The organism is Selenomonas sp. WCT3 (assembly GCA_900100835.1).
Taxonomy (GTDB): Bacteria; Bacillota; Negativicutes; order Selenomonadales; family Selenomonadaceae; genus Selenomonas_A; species Selenomonas_A ruminantium_E.
Window position 1 is genome coordinate 122,152 of the sequence record FNCM01000001.1, and the last position, 14,541, is coordinate 136,692.

Annotated in this window: 27 protein-coding genes; all 27 read right to left on the reverse strand. The window is 50.1% G+C overall.

From position 1 onward, the window contains the following. Nucleotides 1–64: 64 nt before the first annotated feature. Entirely contained in the window at nt 65–841 is a 777-nt protein-coding gene (gene truA / locus BLQ36_RS00620; protein WP_074513520.1) for a tRNA pseudouridine(38-40) synthase TruA, read from the reverse strand. A 17-nt stretch (nt 842–858) separates the two neighbouring features. Further along, nucleotides 859–1,659 carry an energy-coupling factor transporter transmembrane component T family protein gene (locus BLQ36_RS00625; protein WP_074513521.1) on the reverse strand — a complete coding sequence of 267 codons (801 nt, stop codon included), beginning with the start codon at nt 1,657–1,659 and terminating at the stop codon, nt 859–861. Beyond that, complete coding sequence (locus tag BLQ36_RS00630) at nt 1,649–2,518, reverse strand: energy-coupling factor transporter ATPase (protein ID WP_074513522.1); 870 nt, start codon at nt 2,516–2,518, stop codon at nt 1,649–1,651. The genes BLQ36_RS00625 and BLQ36_RS00630 overlap by 11 nt, the downstream gene beginning before the upstream one ends. Continuing rightward, entirely contained in the window at nt 2,503–3,351 is an 849-nt protein-coding gene (locus BLQ36_RS00635) for an energy-coupling factor transporter ATPase (RefSeq protein WP_074513523.1), read from the reverse strand. Before BLQ36_RS00635 ends, BLQ36_RS00630 begins: the two co-directional genes overlap by 16 nt. 124 nt (nt 3,352–3,475) lie before the next feature. After that, nucleotides 3,476–3,814 carry a 50S ribosomal protein L17 gene (gene rplQ / locus BLQ36_RS00640; RefSeq protein ID WP_033169642.1) on the reverse strand — a complete coding sequence of 113 codons (339 nt, stop codon included), beginning with the start codon at nt 3,812–3,814 and terminating at the stop codon, nt 3,476–3,478. Between the two features lie 14 nt (nt 3,815–3,828). Continuing rightward, a complete protein-coding gene (locus BLQ36_RS00645; protein WP_074513524.1) occupies nt 3,829–4,788 on the reverse strand; it encodes a DNA-directed RNA polymerase subunit alpha in 960 nt (319 codons plus the stop codon). Between the two features lie 58 nt (nt 4,789–4,846). Continuing rightward, nucleotides 4,847–5,440 (reverse strand): 30S ribosomal protein S4, encoded by a 594-nt coding sequence (rpsD, locus tag BLQ36_RS00650; RefSeq protein WP_074513525.1) that lies wholly within the window; start codon nt 5,438–5,440, stop codon nt 4,847–4,849. Nucleotides 5,441–5,459: 19 nt separating this feature from the next. Continuing rightward, nucleotides 5,460–5,852 (reverse strand): 30S ribosomal protein S11, encoded by a 393-nt coding sequence (gene rpsK, locus BLQ36_RS00655; protein ID WP_005842142.1) that lies wholly within the window; start codon nt 5,850–5,852, stop codon nt 5,460–5,462. Nucleotides 5,853–5,869: 17 nt separating this feature from the next. Then, nucleotides 5,870–6,241: a 30S ribosomal protein S13 gene (gene rpsM / locus BLQ36_RS00660; protein WP_033169645.1), complete on the reverse strand. Its 372-nt coding sequence runs from the start codon at nt 6,239–6,241 to the stop codon at nt 5,870–5,872. A gap of 26 nt (nt 6,242–6,267) precedes the next feature. After that, nucleotides 6,268–6,381 (reverse strand): 50S ribosomal protein L36, encoded by a 114-nt coding sequence (gene rpmJ, locus BLQ36_RS00665; protein WP_014423857.1) that lies wholly within the window; start codon nt 6,379–6,381, stop codon nt 6,268–6,270. 126 nt (nt 6,382–6,507) lie between these two features. Beyond that, the gene (gene infA, locus BLQ36_RS00670; protein ID WP_009645081.1) at nt 6,508–6,726 is read right to left on the reverse strand and encodes a translation initiation factor IF-1; all 219 of its coding nucleotides are present in this window, start codon (nt 6,724–6,726) and stop codon (nt 6,508–6,510) included. Nucleotides 6,727–6,916: 190 nt separating this feature from the next. After that, entirely contained in the window at nt 6,917–7,561 is a 645-nt protein-coding gene (locus BLQ36_RS00675; RefSeq protein ID WP_033169646.1) for an adenylate kinase, read from the reverse strand. 14 nt (nt 7,562–7,575) lie between these two features. Beyond that, complete coding sequence (gene secY / locus BLQ36_RS00680; RefSeq protein WP_074513526.1) at nt 7,576–8,832, reverse strand: preprotein translocase subunit SecY; 1,257 nt, start codon at nt 8,830–8,832, stop codon at nt 7,576–7,578. Between the two features lies 1 nt (nt 8,833). Further along, the gene (rplO, locus tag BLQ36_RS00685; RefSeq protein ID WP_033169648.1) at nt 8,834–9,274 is read right to left on the reverse strand and encodes a 50S ribosomal protein L15; all 441 of its coding nucleotides are present in this window, start codon (nt 9,272–9,274) and stop codon (nt 8,834–8,836) included. 23 nt (nt 9,275–9,297) lie between these two features. After that, entirely contained in the window at nt 9,298–9,483 is a 186-nt protein-coding gene (gene rpmD, locus BLQ36_RS00690; protein ID WP_033169649.1) for a 50S ribosomal protein L30, read from the reverse strand. Between the two features lie 14 nt (nt 9,484–9,497). Beyond that, on the reverse strand, nt 9,498–10,004 hold the full coding sequence (gene rpsE / locus BLQ36_RS00695; protein WP_074513527.1) for a 30S ribosomal protein S5: 507 nt from the start codon (nt 10,002–10,004) through the stop codon (nt 9,498–9,500). Nucleotides 10,005–10,029: 25 nt separating this feature from the next. After that, a complete protein-coding gene (gene rplR, locus BLQ36_RS00700; RefSeq protein ID WP_033169651.1) occupies nt 10,030–10,389 on the reverse strand; it encodes a 50S ribosomal protein L18 in 360 nt (119 codons plus the stop codon). A gap of 30 nt (nt 10,390–10,419) precedes the next feature. Beyond that, nucleotides 10,420–10,971, reverse strand: coding sequence for a 50S ribosomal protein L6 (gene rplF / locus BLQ36_RS00705; protein WP_074513528.1), 552 nt, complete (start codon nt 10,969–10,971; stop codon nt 10,420–10,422). Nucleotides 10,972–10,995: 24 nt separating this feature from the next. Then, nucleotides 10,996–11,394 (reverse strand): 30S ribosomal protein S8, encoded by a 399-nt coding sequence (gene rpsH / locus BLQ36_RS00710; protein WP_033169653.1) that lies wholly within the window; start codon nt 11,392–11,394, stop codon nt 10,996–10,998. Between the two features lie 32 nt (nt 11,395–11,426). Then, entirely contained in the window at nt 11,427–11,612 is a 186-nt protein-coding gene (locus tag BLQ36_RS00715) for a type Z 30S ribosomal protein S14 (protein WP_033169654.1), read from the reverse strand. A gap of 14 nt (nt 11,613–11,626) precedes the next feature. Next, the gene (gene rplE / locus BLQ36_RS00720) at nt 11,627–12,166 is read right to left on the reverse strand and encodes a 50S ribosomal protein L5 (RefSeq protein WP_033169655.1); all 540 of its coding nucleotides are present in this window, start codon (nt 12,164–12,166) and stop codon (nt 11,627–11,629) included. Nucleotides 12,167–12,186: 20 nt separating this feature from the next. Next, a complete protein-coding gene (gene rplX / locus BLQ36_RS00725; protein ID WP_033169656.1) occupies nt 12,187–12,519 on the reverse strand; it encodes a 50S ribosomal protein L24 in 333 nt (110 codons plus the stop codon). An 18-nt stretch (nt 12,520–12,537) separates the two neighbouring features. Continuing rightward, on the reverse strand, nt 12,538–12,906 hold the full coding sequence (rplN, locus tag BLQ36_RS00730; RefSeq protein ID WP_033169657.1) for a 50S ribosomal protein L14: 369 nt from the start codon (nt 12,904–12,906) through the stop codon (nt 12,538–12,540). 30 nt (nt 12,907–12,936) lie between these two features. Then, the gene (gene rpsQ / locus BLQ36_RS00735) at nt 12,937–13,194 is read right to left on the reverse strand and encodes a 30S ribosomal protein S17 (protein WP_033169658.1); all 258 of its coding nucleotides are present in this window, start codon (nt 13,192–13,194) and stop codon (nt 12,937–12,939) included. Nucleotides 13,195–13,230: 36 nt separating this feature from the next. After that, nucleotides 13,231–13,425, reverse strand: a complete 195-nt coding sequence (gene rpmC, locus BLQ36_RS00740) for a 50S ribosomal protein L29 (protein ID WP_033169659.1) — start codon at nt 13,423–13,425, stop codon at nt 13,231–13,233. Further along, on the reverse strand, nt 13,415–13,858 hold the full coding sequence (gene rplP / locus BLQ36_RS00745; RefSeq protein WP_033169660.1) for a 50S ribosomal protein L16: 444 nt from the start codon (nt 13,856–13,858) through the stop codon (nt 13,415–13,417). The genes rpmC and rplP overlap by 11 nt, the downstream gene beginning before the upstream one ends. Continuing rightward, the gene (gene rpsC / locus BLQ36_RS00750) at nt 13,858–14,526 is read right to left on the reverse strand and encodes a 30S ribosomal protein S3 (protein ID WP_033169661.1); all 669 of its coding nucleotides are present in this window, start codon (nt 14,524–14,526) and stop codon (nt 13,858–13,860) included. Before rpsC ends, rplP begins: the two co-directional genes overlap by 1 nt. Between the last annotated feature and the right edge of the window lie 15 nt (nt 14,527–14,541).

Below are 14,541 nucleotides of genomic sequence, written 5' to 3' on the forward strand. Positions count from 1 at the left end.
ACCAATAAAAATAAGCGTCAGTAATACATAAAAAGCGGAACTTTCTGCTTACCAACGCTTAGAATCAATATTCTACTTTATAGAGATAGAGCCCGCAAGCTGGTGCCGTAGCACTAGCCTGCTTCCGGTCAAGGCTGTCCATAATTCGCTGGAAATCCGCTACCGTCAGCCGCCCCAGCCCCACATTCACCACCGTACCGATGATGTTGCGAACCATATGATAAAGAAAGCCATTGCCATGGATAGAAAACTCCAACATGCCGTTTTCCTTTTTCTCCACCTTGGCCTCATACATGGTGCGTATCGGAAGCATGGGGGCGCCGCCTGCAGCCCGGAACGCACTGAAATCATGGGTGCCCAGGATGCAGTCCAAAGCCTGCTGCATAGCCGTTATATCCAGCGGCCGCCGCTCATACCAAGCATACCGCTGGGTGAAGGGACTGCCCGTCTCCCCCTGTTGAATGCGATAGATATAGGTCTTAGACTTCGCACTGTGGCGGGCACTGAAATCGAAATCCGCCTCATGGGCTTCCTTTACCACGATATCCGGCGGCAGCAGGCTGTTCACCGCCCGCACGATGCGCTCCGTCGGTATCGTGCCATTGGTAAAGAAATTTACCACCTGCCCATAGGCATGTACCCCGGCATCGGTACGCCCCGAAGCCGCCAGCTCAATCGTATCACCAAAGACCTGTTGCAATTTTTCTTCCAGTACATTTTGCACCGCTACCACCGGCGGCGTCTGACGCTGAAAGCCATGATAGGCTGTTCCATCGTAGGCCACCGTCAAAACGATATTGCGGGCTCTCGCCTTCATCTCCACTTTATGTTCTGGTTTCATGCCATTCCTTTCTTCGCTTATGCCAGCACCTTGACGCCAATCAGTGACGCCGTCAACAGGATAAATCCGCCAATCGCCAGGTAGTCAATAGCCCCTGTCTTCAATGACTTCATCTGGGTGCGCCCAACACCACCACGATAACATCTAGCTTCCATAGCCATGGCCAATTCATCTGCCCGCCGGAAAGCCGACAGGAACAACGGCACCAGAATCGGCACCATATTCCGCAAGCGCTTCATCACATTTCCCGTGGTAAAATCCGCCCCCCGGGACTGCTGCGCCTTCATGATTTTATCCGTTTCCTCAATCAGCGTCGGAATAAACCGCAGGGCAATCGTCATCATCATGGCCAGCTCATGGGCAGGCAGCCCAAAGCGGCGGAAGGGAGATAGCAAACTCTCCAAAGCATCGGTAAGTTTTAGCGGACTCGTGGTAAAGGTTAACAGCGAACTCATCAGAATGAGCAAAACCAGCCGCAGGGAAATAAAACAACCCATCCGCAGCCCTTCCCAGGTCACGGTAAACAGCAAAAACTGAGCTATAGGCGTCCCCGGATTGCTGAACAAATGGATGACAAAGGTAAAAAGAATAATCCACCAAAGCGGTTTAAGCGAACGAAGCAGCATCCGAAGCGGAACCCCCGAAAGCAGCATCAACGCAAAGGTAACGGCGGAAAAAATCCCATAAGCCACCGCATTGCTGAACAAGAAAATCTCAATCAAAAAGAAAAACAGCAACAAAACTTTCACCCGCGGATCCAAACGATGCAGGATGCTATTTCCCGGAAAGTACTGTCCAATCGTGATATTACTTAACATGTGACAATGCCTCCTTGATCGCACGGATGCCATCTTCCAGCTGAATCCCATCCGTCTTCACCGGAAGCCCCACCGCCTGCAGGCGATGCAGCAGATGAAGCATCTGTGGTTCCTGCAAACCAGCCGCCTGCAGGAGTTCTACTTGTTCAAAAGCTGTCTGTGGAGCCGCTTTGATTGCCATTTGTCCATGATTCATAATCACCACAGAATCCGCCAGACGGGCAATATCTTCCATGTTATGCGAAACAAATACAATGGTGAGCTTCCATTTCTTGCGCAAATGGCAAATAGTCTGAATCAAATCTTCCCGCCCCTGCGGATCAAGACCTGCCGTGGGTTCATCCAACACCAAGTATTTCGGGCGGAGGGCCAGGACACCGGCAATAGCCACCCGGCGCTTCTGGCCACCACTGAGCTGAAATGGCGAGCGATCTTTATAAGCCGCATAATCAAGGCCCATTAGCTCCATGGCCTCTTTGACACGCTTTACCAAGGCTTCCCCCTCCAGCCCCTGATTCTTCGGGCCAAAAGCAATATCTGCCGCAATCGTCTCTTCAAACAACTGCTGTTCCGGATACTGGAACACCATGCCCACCTTATTGCGGGCTTCCTTAGCCGCTTGGCGTCCCGTCTTGGAGGAATTCGCCAAATCCACGCCATCTACCAAGACCTGCCCACATTCCGGATGCAACAGGCCGTTCAAATGCTGGACAAGGGTTGACTTTCCCGACCCAGTATGACCAGCAATGGCCGTAAAACTCCCCTCAGCCAGCGTAAAAGACACATCATCCAGCGCCTTATGTTCATACGGTGTCTTGGGCATATAAGTATAACTGACCTGTTTTAATTCGATTGACACGTATATGCCTCCAATGCCTCTACCAATTCATCTTCCGTGAGGATAGTCTCCGGCAGCTTGACTCCCTGATGGCGAAGCTGCCAGGCCACCTCCGCCGCCAGTGGAACATCCAAGCCGCGTTTCTTCATACCGGGAACGTCAGCAAAAATCTCCCGTGGCGTGCCATCAGCTGCCACATTCCCCTTATCCATGACCACAATCCGGTCTGCTACAGAAGCTTCTTCCATGAAATGGGTGATATACACAATCGTAATTCCCCGCTCCTCATGAAGCTTCTGCACCGTCCGCATCACTTCCTCCCGCCCTTGGGGGTCAAGCATCGCCGTCGGCTCATCCAAAACCAGGCACTCCGTATCCATAGCCAAGGCTCCAGCAATGGCAATGCGCTGCTTCTGCCCCCCTGATAACAGATGGGGCGCAAAGGTCCGGTATTTGGCCATATTCACCGCCCTCAATGCCGCATTAACCTTAAGGCGAATCTCCTCGGGCTCCATGCCCAGATTCTCTGGACCAAAAGCCACATCATCTTCCACCACCGCCGCAATGAGCTGATTATCCGGATTCTGGAACACCATCCCCACCTGCCGCCGTATCTGCCAAAGCTCCTCCGCCTTCCGCGTATCCTTGCCATCCACGAGACAGCTACCAGCCGTTGGCAAAAGCAGGCCATTAATGTGTTTTGCCAAGGTTGATTTCCCCGAACCATTCCGCCCCAATATAGCGGTAAAGGACCCTTTTTCAATTGAGAGTTTTACTCCACCAATCGCCTTATGTTCATTTTCCTGGCCTTGATTATAACAATGTGTCAAATCATGGAATTCTATGAATGACATTCGCTTCTCCTCTTTTCTAACCGTCACGCCATTCATTATACCGTGATTTCATCGTTAATTCAAATATTCTCTTAAGTTAACAAAAAAAGACCTCAGTCCGAAGACTGAGGTCCATATGTCATAATTAGACGAGCTCGATGATAACCATCGGAGCAGCGTCACCACGGCGTACGCCGAGTTTCAGGATACGCGTGTAACCGCCCTGGCGGTCAGCGTATTTAGCTGCGATCTCATCGAACAGCTTTCTTACAACATCTTCATCAGACAGGGCTGCGATAGCCTTGCGACGAGCGCTCAGGTCGCCACGCTTTGCAAGCGTGATCAGCTGCTCAGCAAATTTGCGGAGCTCTTTTGCCTTAGCTTCCGTCGTCTCAATGCGGCCATATCTGAAGAAGGAAGTAAGAATGCTAGCAAACAGCGCCTTACGGGCTGCGGAGTTACGTCCTAATTTTCTGTAGCTCATTTATTTCCCTCTTTTCAATCGTTGTTTTCTCTCAGAGCCAAACCGAGTTCCTCGAGCTTCTTCTTGACTTCCTCAAGAGATTTGCGTCCGAGGTTGCGGACCTTCATCATGTCATCTTCCGTCTTCTCAGCAAGGTCAGCGACCGTGTTGATGTTAGCGCGTTTCAGGCAGTTGAAGGAACGTACCGAGAGGTCGAGGTCTTCAATGGTCATTTCGAGGACCTTCGAAGAATCATCCTCTACCTCTTCTGGGAAGGATGCCTCCTCCTCCTCAATCTCATCCGGCAGACCGTCCATGTTCTGGAACAGTTTGAGGTGCATGACGAGAATGCCAGCAGCCTTGCTGACAGCTTCTTCCGGACGAAGCGAACCATCGGTCCAAACTTCAAGAATCAGCTTGTCATAGTCCGTGACATTGCCTACACGCGTATCCTGTACGGTGTAGTTCACGCGCTGTACCGGGGAGAAAATGGAATCAATTGGAATGATACCAATCGAATCTTCCGGCTTCTTGTTCTTGTCAGCCGGAACGTAGCCGCGGCCGCGTTCAACGGTCATCTCAATCTTGAGTTTGCCCGTCTCATCAACCGTAGCAATATGGAGGTCCGGATTGAGAATCTCAATGTCGGCATCACAGATGATGTCGGCAGCCGTAACTTCCTTCTCGCCTTCCACGTCAATGCGGATAACCTTCGGCTCATTGCCCTGCATTTTGAGGCAGAGCTGCTTCAGGTTCAGGACGATATTGGTTACGTCATCCCGGACACCCGGAATCGTGGAGAACTCGTGGAGAACGCCATCGATCCGGATGGAGGTAATTGCAGCACCCTCCAGCGAGGACAGGAGCATACGGCGCAGGCTGTTGCCAAACGTCGTGCCATAACCACGCTCGAGCGGCTCGCAGATGAATTTACCGTAACGGTTGTCTTCACTGATTTCCGCAATTTCAATTTTCGGTTTCTCGATGTCTATCATCTGAAATGAACCTCCTCAATAATCAATGAAACACTATGCACACAGGCACAAATATTCATTATTTGGAGTACAACTCGACGATAGCCTGCTCATTGACAGGAACATCGATCTCTTCACGGTTCGGGAAACGAGTTACCGTACCCGTAAGGTTGGCCTGATCAGCCTGGAGCCATGCCGGAGCGGACAGAGCGTTGTTGCTCTCTTTGAGCTCTTTAAAGAAGGCATTGCTCTGGCTCTTCTCGCTAACAGCGATAACGTCGTTAGCGGAAACCAGTGCCGAAGGGATGTCCAGACGTTTGCCGTTGACCGTGAAATGACCATGACGAACAAGCTGACGAGCCTGACGGCGCGTATTAGCAAGGCCAAGACGAAAAACGACATTGTCAAGACGACGCTCAAGAAGGCCCAGCAGGTTTTCACCCGTTACGCCCTGCATCTTCTTAGCTTTATCGTAGTATCCACGGAACTGTTTCTCCAGTACACCGTAGATGAACTTTGCTTTCTGCTTTTCTTTCAGCTGCAGACCATACTCAGAAACCTTACGGTTCGTACGACGCGGCTGACGTTTCGATTCTTTGGAACGACCAATAACAGCCGGCTCGATGCCAAGTGCACGGCATCTTTTAATGGCTGGTACTCTATCAATTGCCATCTAGTAATTGCACCTCCTATTAAACTCTTCTACGCTTCGGCGGACGGCAGCCATTGTGCGGAATCGGGGTAACATCTTTGATCATGTTAACCTCGAGGCCCGTTGCCTGCAGGGAACGGATTGCGGCTTCACGGCCAGCACCAGGACCCTTAACGTAAACCTCGACCTGCTTGAGGCCGTGCTCCATAGCTGCTTTAGCAGCCGTCTCAGCAGCCATCTGAGCTGCGAACGGAGTGCTCTTACGGGAACCACGGAAACCAAGGCCGCCTGCGCTAGCCCAGGAAAGTGCATTACCGCTCTTATCAGTGAGCGTTACAATCGTGTTGTTGAACGTAGAGCTGATGTGCGCTACGCCATATTCAATGTTCTTACGAACTTTTTTCTTCGTGCGAACTGCTTTCTTAACTGCCACCAGTTAACCCTCCTTTATTAGTCTTTCTTCTTGCCTGCTACAGCCTTTTTCGGGCCTTTACGCGTGCGGGCGTTGTTCTTAGTGTTCTGTCCACGGACAGGAAGGCCAAGACGGTGGCGACGACCACGGTAGCAGCCGATATCAACGAGTCGTTTGATGTTCATCTGACGCTCACGGCGAAGGTCACCTTCGACGAGAACGCTCTTATCGATGGCATCACGAAGTTTTACAACTTCATCCTCCGTGAGGTCACGCGTACGGGTATCCGGGTTGATGCCAGTCTCCTGAAGAAGATCCTTCGAAGTCTTCAAACCAATACCAAAAATGTACGTCAATGCAATTTCAATTCTCTTGTCACGGGGTAAATCTACACCGGCAATACGTGCCATTAATAAAGCACCTCCTTATTCAATAATTAACCTTGTCTCTGTTTATGTTTCGGATTTTCGCAGATGACCATAACACGGCCTTTGCGTTTAATGACTTTGCATTTTTCACAAATCCGTTTTACTGACGGTTTTACCTTCATCTTGTGGTTGCCCCCTTTTCTTTATTGTCAGTCTCATTTTGCTAGTATACCATGTTTATTCCGTCCTGCCTAGTAGCAAACGAAAAAAAAGGTAAATATTTTTAAACCCGCAAAAGCGGAGATGACTTATTTGAATCGGTAGGTTATACGGCCACGCGTTAAGTCATATGGCGTGAGTTCGATAGTGACTTTGTCACCGGGAAGAATGCGGATGAAGTTCATGCGAATCTTGCCGGATACATGCGCCAGTACAACATGACCATTCTCGAGCTCAACCTGGAACATTGCATTCGGCAGTGCCTCCAGAACTTTGCCCTCTACTTCGATAACATCTTGCTTCGACATGTTTTTCTCCTTTTATGGAAATTGGTTGGGCCAAAGTCATCTAAGGAGCTTTTGCATTTTCTTTTAATGCCATGCCCAACAACAGGTTGTCTCTATATTTCTTATAATCATTGTAATGGGCGGCAAATATTTTTTTTGCCGCCCTTACAATAACTTCTATCGTTCAGTGAATTTCACCAACAGATATAACTCAGTCTTTCAGGGTCTCAACGAGATCTTTCGTGACTTTGTCAATCGCCTGTCTGCCATCAACTTCCGTATAGATGCCAGCTTTCTGATAATACTCAATCAGCGGCTTCGTGGAAGCTTCGTATACGGAAAGGCGATTGGTCATCGTCTCAGCCGTATCATCCGCACGCTGGAAGAGCTCGCCACCGCACTCATCGCAAACGCCGTCCTTCTGGGAAGGATTGAATTTGACATGATAGGTAGCACCACACTTCTTGCAGATGCGGCGTCCAACTGCGCGCTCAACGAGGTCAGCAGCTGGAACGTTGATGTTCAGTACACGCTTCAGGCTCAAGCCGAGGTCCTTCATGATACCGTCGAGGGCATCAGCCTGCTCGACCGTACGCGGAAAACCATCGAGAATGAAACCTTTTTTGCAGTCGTCCTGAGCCAAACGGTCACGCACAATGCCGACCGTAACGGAATCCGGAACCAAATTGCCAGCGTCGATATAGGACTTAGCAAGTTTGCCCATCTCCGTACCTTCCTTCATAGCAGCACGGAACATGTCGCCCGTGGAGATATGCGGAATGTTGAACTCTTTGACCAGTTCAGCCGCCTGCGTGCCTTTGCCGGCACCCGGGGGGCCCATTAACAAGATATGCATGGTTTTGCCTCCTCTTATTTCATGAACCCTTCGTAGTGACGCATTACAATCATGGACTCTATCTGTTTCATCGTCTGCAGCGCAACGCCAACAACGATGAGCAGTGCCGTACCGCCGAAGTAAACGCCTTCAATATGAGTTGCACCAGCAACCAAGTTCGGCAGGACTGCGATAAAGGCCAGGAATATGGAGCCCGCAAGGGTGATACGTGTCATGACATGATCTAAATAATCTGCCGTTGGCTGTCCCGGACGAATGCCCGGAATGAAACCACCGTATTTTTTCAGATTCTCTGCCATATCCGATATCTTTACGGTAACCGCAGTATAAAAATAAGTGAAGAAGATGATCATACCAACGTATAACGTGGTCTGAAGCGGTTTTCCCCACTCAAGATAACTGGCAATCGTCTTTACCCAGGGAATATCAATAAACTGGGCAATGGTTACCGGAAACATCAGCACGGATGACGCAAAGATTATTGGGATAACTCCCGCCTGGTTAACCTTGAGCGGGATGTGGCTGGAATGACCACCATAAGCTTTCTGCCCTACTACCCGTTTCGCATAGGAAATGGGGATACGGCGGAAGCCGTTCTCAACATGAACAACGAACACAACCATCGCGATGGCGATGACAGCGAACATGAACACGCTGAAGTAGCTGATCGTACCAGCCTGAACGTAGTGATAAATCGTTCCAATGTTTTTCGGCAGAGCAGCAACGATACCAGCGAAGATGATAAGGGAAATACCATTACCAACGCCCTGAGCCGTAATCTGTTCACCGAGCCACATGAGGAACACCGTACCAGCCGTCAGCGTGATTGCAATAATCAGGATGTTGACTGGATTCGGATTTAATATGGCAGCCTTCAGGCCAATGGCCATGCCAATTGCCTGAAAGAATGCCAGCACTACCGTAAGATAGCGCGTTACCTGGGTGGTTTTCTTATGGCCCTCCTGACCTTCCTTGGACCACTGCTCCAACGTCGGGATTACAACATTCAAAAGCTGAATGATAATCGCAGCGTTGATATACGGAGTAATGGACATAGCGAAGATAGAGAACTTACTAAAAGCACCACCAGAAAAAAGATCTAACAGACCGAAGAGGTTACCGTTGGCAAACAACTGCTCAATTGCCGTCGGGTCAACTCCCGGTACCGGAATATGGGTTCCCATCCGGAATATCGCAAACATGATCAACGTAAACGTGATTTTCTGGCGAAGTTCCGGGATTTTCCATACATTGCCAAGGGCTGAGAGCACCTCAGATCACCTCGACTTTGCCGCCTGCTGCCGTAATCTTCTCTTCTGCGGATTTCGTGAAGCCGTTAGCGCGAACCGTCAGCTTCTTCGTGAGCTCGCCATTGCCGAGAACACGGATGCCGTCCTGAACGTTCTTCAGGATACCGGACTCAACCAGAGCTACCGGATCAACCGTTGCACCATCCTCGAAACGATTCAGGGACTCAACGTTAACCTCAGCGTAGGTTTTCGCCCAGATATTCTTGAAGCCGCGTTTCGGGAGACGACGATAGAGCGGCATCTGGCCACCCTCGAAGCCAGTGCGAACGCCGCCGCCGCTACGAGAATTCTGACCTTTCATGCCCTTACCGGAAGTCTTGCCGTTGCCGGAGCCGATACCGCGACCTACACGGTTGCGGACTTTACGGGAACCAGCTGCTGGCTGTAATTCATGTAATTTCATCTAGTGCACCTCCTGTTCTATGATTAGTCTGCGATTTCTTCTACTGCGATCAGATGCTCAACTTTGTGGAGCTGGCCACGGATGGCCGGGTTGTCCGGAAGCTCAACAACAGAGTTGATTTTGCGCAGGCCCAGAGCGCGAACCGTCTTGCGCTGCGTTTCCGGGCGGCCGATGAGGCTTCTTTTAAGCGTAACTTTAACTTTTGCCATTGTACAGCCTCCTATTAACCTAAGATTTCCTGAACCGTTTTGCCGCGGAGCTCTGCAACTGCTTCTGCATTCTTCAGAGCCTTGAGGCCTTCAATCGTTGCACGAACCATGTTGTTCGGGTTGGAAGAACCAAGGGACTTCGTCAGAATATCTTTGATACCTGCAAGCTCGAGTACGGCACGAGCCGGGCCACCAGCGATGACACCAGTACCTTTTGCAGCCGGTTTGAGCATTACGCGGCCAGCACCGAAGATACCAACCATTTCATGAGGAATCGTGCGCTCATCGAGGAGAGAAACCTCTACGAGGTTTTTCTTTGCATCCTCAACGCCTTTACGGATTGCCTCCGGAACCTCAGCAGCTTTGCCGAGGCCAACACCAACTTTGCCTTTCTTGTTGCCAACAACGACAAGGGCGCTGAACGAGAAGCGACGGCCGCCTTTGACGACTTTAGCTACTCGATTGATATATACAACTTTCTCCTCAAACTCTGGAGTTTCGTTGTCCATATTTCTAGCCATTCATTTACCTCCTTATATCGATGATTTAGAATTTCAGACCAGCTTCACGAGCGGCCTCAGCCAGAGCAGCAACACGGCCATGGTAAACATAACCGCCACGGTCGAATACGACCTCTTTGATGCCCTTTTCGAGAGCACGTTTAGCAACTTCAGCACCGACAGCTTTTGCAGCCTCGATGTTACCACCGTAGTTCTCGAAACCCTTATCCTGGGAGCTAGCGGACACGAGCGTCACGCCGTTCTCATCATCAATAACCTGAGCGTAAATGTTTGCCAGGCTGCGATAAACGTTGAGGCGCGGACGAGCTGCCGTACCTGCGATATGGTTGCGGACACGCAGATGACGTTTCTGACGTGCCTTATTCTTATCTGCTTTAAGAAGCACAGGGATTCACTCCTTTCTCGAATCAGTACCTTATTTCTTACCCTTTGCGCCAGCTTTACCCTCTTTACGACGGATATGCTCGCCAGCATATTTGATACCTTTGCCTTTGTACGGCTCCGGCTCACGGAAGCTGCGGATCTCTGCAGCAATCTGGCCAACGACCTCTTTATCGATACCAGAAACCGTGATAGCGTTCGCAGACGGGCACTCGAATTTGATGCCCTGCGGCGGCTCAACAACAACCGGGTGAGAGAAACCAAGGGACAGGTTCAGCGTGTTACCCTTAAGCTGGGCACGGTAGCCGACACCATTGATTTCGAGATTCTTGGAGAAACCTTCCGTTACACCAACAACCATGTTGTTGATGAGGGAACGGGACAGACCATGGAGAGATCTGTGGTTCTTATCGTCGGACGGACGCTCAACTTTGCAGATTGCGCCATCGACAGTTACTTTAATATCCGGATGAATATGGCGGGAAAGTTCACCTTTCGGGCCCTTTACTTTGACCAGATTGTCCTCGCCAACCGTAACAGTTACGCCAGCTGGGATTTCAATCGGTGCATTACCAATTCTTGACATCTGTACACCTCCTGACTACTTCGATTACCAAACGTATGCAACGACTTCGCCGCCGAGACCAGCTTTACGAGCCTGCTTGTCGCTCATGATTCCCTTGGACGTGGAAATGATAGCGATGCCGAGGCCGCCGAGAACACGCGGGAGCTCATCGTGTTTAGCATACTGACGAAGACCAGGCTTCGAGATGCGTTTGATACCGGAAATAACCTTCTCACGGTTCGGGCCGTATTTGAGGGAAACAGTGATAACACCCTGTTTGTTGTCCTCAGTGAAGGTGTAGTCATTGATGAAACCCTCTTCCTTCAGGACCTCTGCGATAGCGGTCTTGACTTTGGAACCCGGGATTTCAACACTCTCGTGGAATACATTGTTTGCATTGCGCAAACGAGTCAGCATATCTGCAATAGGATCAGTCATTGCCATTGAATCGATATCCTCCTTTTATCTTTAAATAATTACCAGCTGGCTTTGGTTACGCCAGGAATAGCGCCTTTGTAGCTCTGCTCACGGAAGCAGATACGGCACATGTCGAATTTACGCATGTAGCCGTGCGGACGGCCGCAGATTTTGCAGCGATTATAAGCGCGCGTGGAGAATTTCGGCTCTTTGCTCCACTTTTCTACCATAGACTTCTTAGCCAAATTTCCTTACCTCCTTATGCACTGAACGGCATACCCATGAGTTTCAGGAGCTCTCTGGCTTCTTCATCCGTCTGTGCCGTCGTAACGATAACAATGTTCATGCCACGGATCTTGTCGATTTTATCGTACTCGATTTCCGGGAAAATCAGCTGCTCTTTGAGGCCGATAGCGTAGTTGCCGCGGCCATCGAATGCCTTGTCGCTTACGCCACGGAAGTCACGAACACGCGGAAGTGCAACGTTCATGAACTTATCGAGGAACTGATACATACGCGTGCCGCGCAGCGTAACTTTGCAGCCGATTGGCATGCCTTCACGAAGCTTCCAAGCTGCGAGGGATTTCTTCGCACGAGTCAGCAGCGGTTTCTGACCAGAGATGATCGTCAGATCACCAACAGCAGAATCCAGAGCTTTCGGATTGCCGACAGCTTCGCCAACACCCATGTTGATGATGACTTTCTCGATTTTCGGAAGCTGCATGACGTTTTTGTAACCGAATTTCTCAGTCATAGCCTTGCAAACTTCATTCTGGTATTTTTCCTGTAATCTATCCACTTATGCTCCTCCTTTCCTGATTATTTCGTCTGGTCGATAACTTCGCCGCATTTCTTGCAGGCGCGAACCATCTTACCATTTACTTCTTTGTGAGCAACGCGCGTTGCTTTGGAGCAAGCCGGGCAAACGAGCATAACTTTGCAAGCATGCATCGGAGCCTCTTTTACGAGGATACCACCCTGCGGAGCTTTCTGGTTCGGTTTCGTGTGACGTTTTACTTTGTTGACGCCCTCGACAACAACCTTACCTTTTTTCGGCATAGCCGTAACGACTTTGCCCTGTTTGCCTTTATCTTTACCGGACAGCACAACGACCGTGTCGCCCTTCTTTACGTTCAATTTAACGAATGCCAAAATCGCACCTCCTCACAATTAAAGTACTTCAGGAGCCAGAGATACGATCTTCATGAAGTCTTTATCGCGAAGCTCTCTAGCTACCGGTCCGAAAATACGCGTGCCTTTCGGAGTCTTATCGTCTTTGATGATAACGGCTGCGTTCTCATCGAAACGAATGTAAGAGCCATCCGTACGACGCAGGCCTTTTACGCTGCGAACTACAACTGCTTTAACGACATCGCCCTTCTTGACCGTGCCGCCCGGTGCAGCCGATTTGACTGCAGCTACGATTACATCACCAATGTTAGCGTATTTGCGATAAGAACCGCCAAGAACACGGATGCACATGATTTCTTTTGCACCAGTGTTATCGCCAACATTCAGGATAGTTTGCTGTTGGATCATTGTTTGACCTCCTTCTTCGATATTTTTGGATTATTTAGCTCTCTCGATTACTTCGACAACTCTCCAACGTTTCGTCTTGGACAGCGGGCGCGTTTCCATCAGGGAAACCTTATCGCCAACATGAGCATCGTTTTTCTCATCATGGGCATGGAACTTAACCGTTCTCTTTACCGGTTTTTTGTACAGTTTGTGCTGCTCGAGTTCCTCGATAGCAACGACAACCGTTTTATCCATTTTATCGGAAATGACTTTACCGATTCTTACTTTACGTACGTTTCTTTCGCTCATTAGGGAGCCTCCTTCCTTCTGCATATCAGTTTGCGATTAAGCCTTGAGCTCAGTCTCGCGCTGGATCGTCTTAATACGAGCGATCGTCTTCTTTACTTCTTTGATACGCATCGGGTTCTCAAGCTGGCCAGTAGCGAGCTGGAAACGGAGGTTGAACAGTTCCTCTTTGAGCGAAGCAAGTTTCTGGTTAAGCTCGTCAGCACTCATCTCACGAATCTCATTAACCTTCATTTACTTCACCGCCCTCTGCTTTAGTGTCTTCTTTAACAACGAACTTCGTCTTGATCGGCAGTTTGTGGCCTGCAAGACGCATAGCTTCCTGTGCAACTTCACGGGATACACCGTCCATCTCAAAGAGGACGCGGCCCGGCTTAACAACTGCAACCCAGTACTCCGGCGAACCTTTACCGGAACCCATGCGGGTCTCAGCCGGTTTAGCCGTTACCGGCTTATCCGGGAAGATTTTAATCCAAACCTGACCGCCACGTTTGATGTAGCGGGTCATAGCGATACGAGCAGCCTCAATCTGGCGGTTCGTGATCCAAGCCGGCTCAAGAGCGACCAGACCATACTCACCATGGCTAACCGTGTTGCCGCGATGAGCTTTACCCTTCATACGGCCACGGAACTGTTTGCGATATTTTACTCTCTTTGGTAATAACATTAAGCTTCGCTCCCTTCAGCTACAGCCTTGCGCTGCTTTCTTTCCGGAAGAACTTCACCCTTGAAGATCCATACTTTTACGCCGATATCGCCGTAAGTCGTATGAGCCGTTGCCGTACCATAATCGATATCAGCACGCAGCGTGTGAAGAGGAATGCTGCCTTCGCGGTAGGATTCCTTGCGGGCAATTTCTGCACCGCCGAGACGGCCACCCAGAGCGACCTTGATGCCCTTTGCGCCGAGACGCATCGTGCGGCCAACGGCCTGCTTCATTGCGCGGCGGAAAGCGATGCGGCGCTCCAGCTGCTGAGCGATGTTCTCAGCAACAAGCGTTGCGTCCATATCCGGCTGTTTGATTTCAGCAATGTTGATGTCAACACGTTTTTCCGTGTATTTTTTCAGACCTTCTTTGATCTGCTCAATGCCCGAACCACCGCGGCCGATTACCATACCCGGTTTAGCAGTATGGATCGTCAGCTTAAGACGGTTTTTGCTGCGCTCCGTCTCGATTCTGGACACACCGGCTGCCTGAAGGCTCTGCTTCAGATAGTCACGGATTTTAATATCTTCATGCAGGTTTGCTGCAAAATCTTTATCTGCATACCACTTAGCATCCCAAGTCTTGACGATGCCAAGACGAATACCATGCGGATTTACTTTCTGACCCAATCCGTTTCCCTCCTT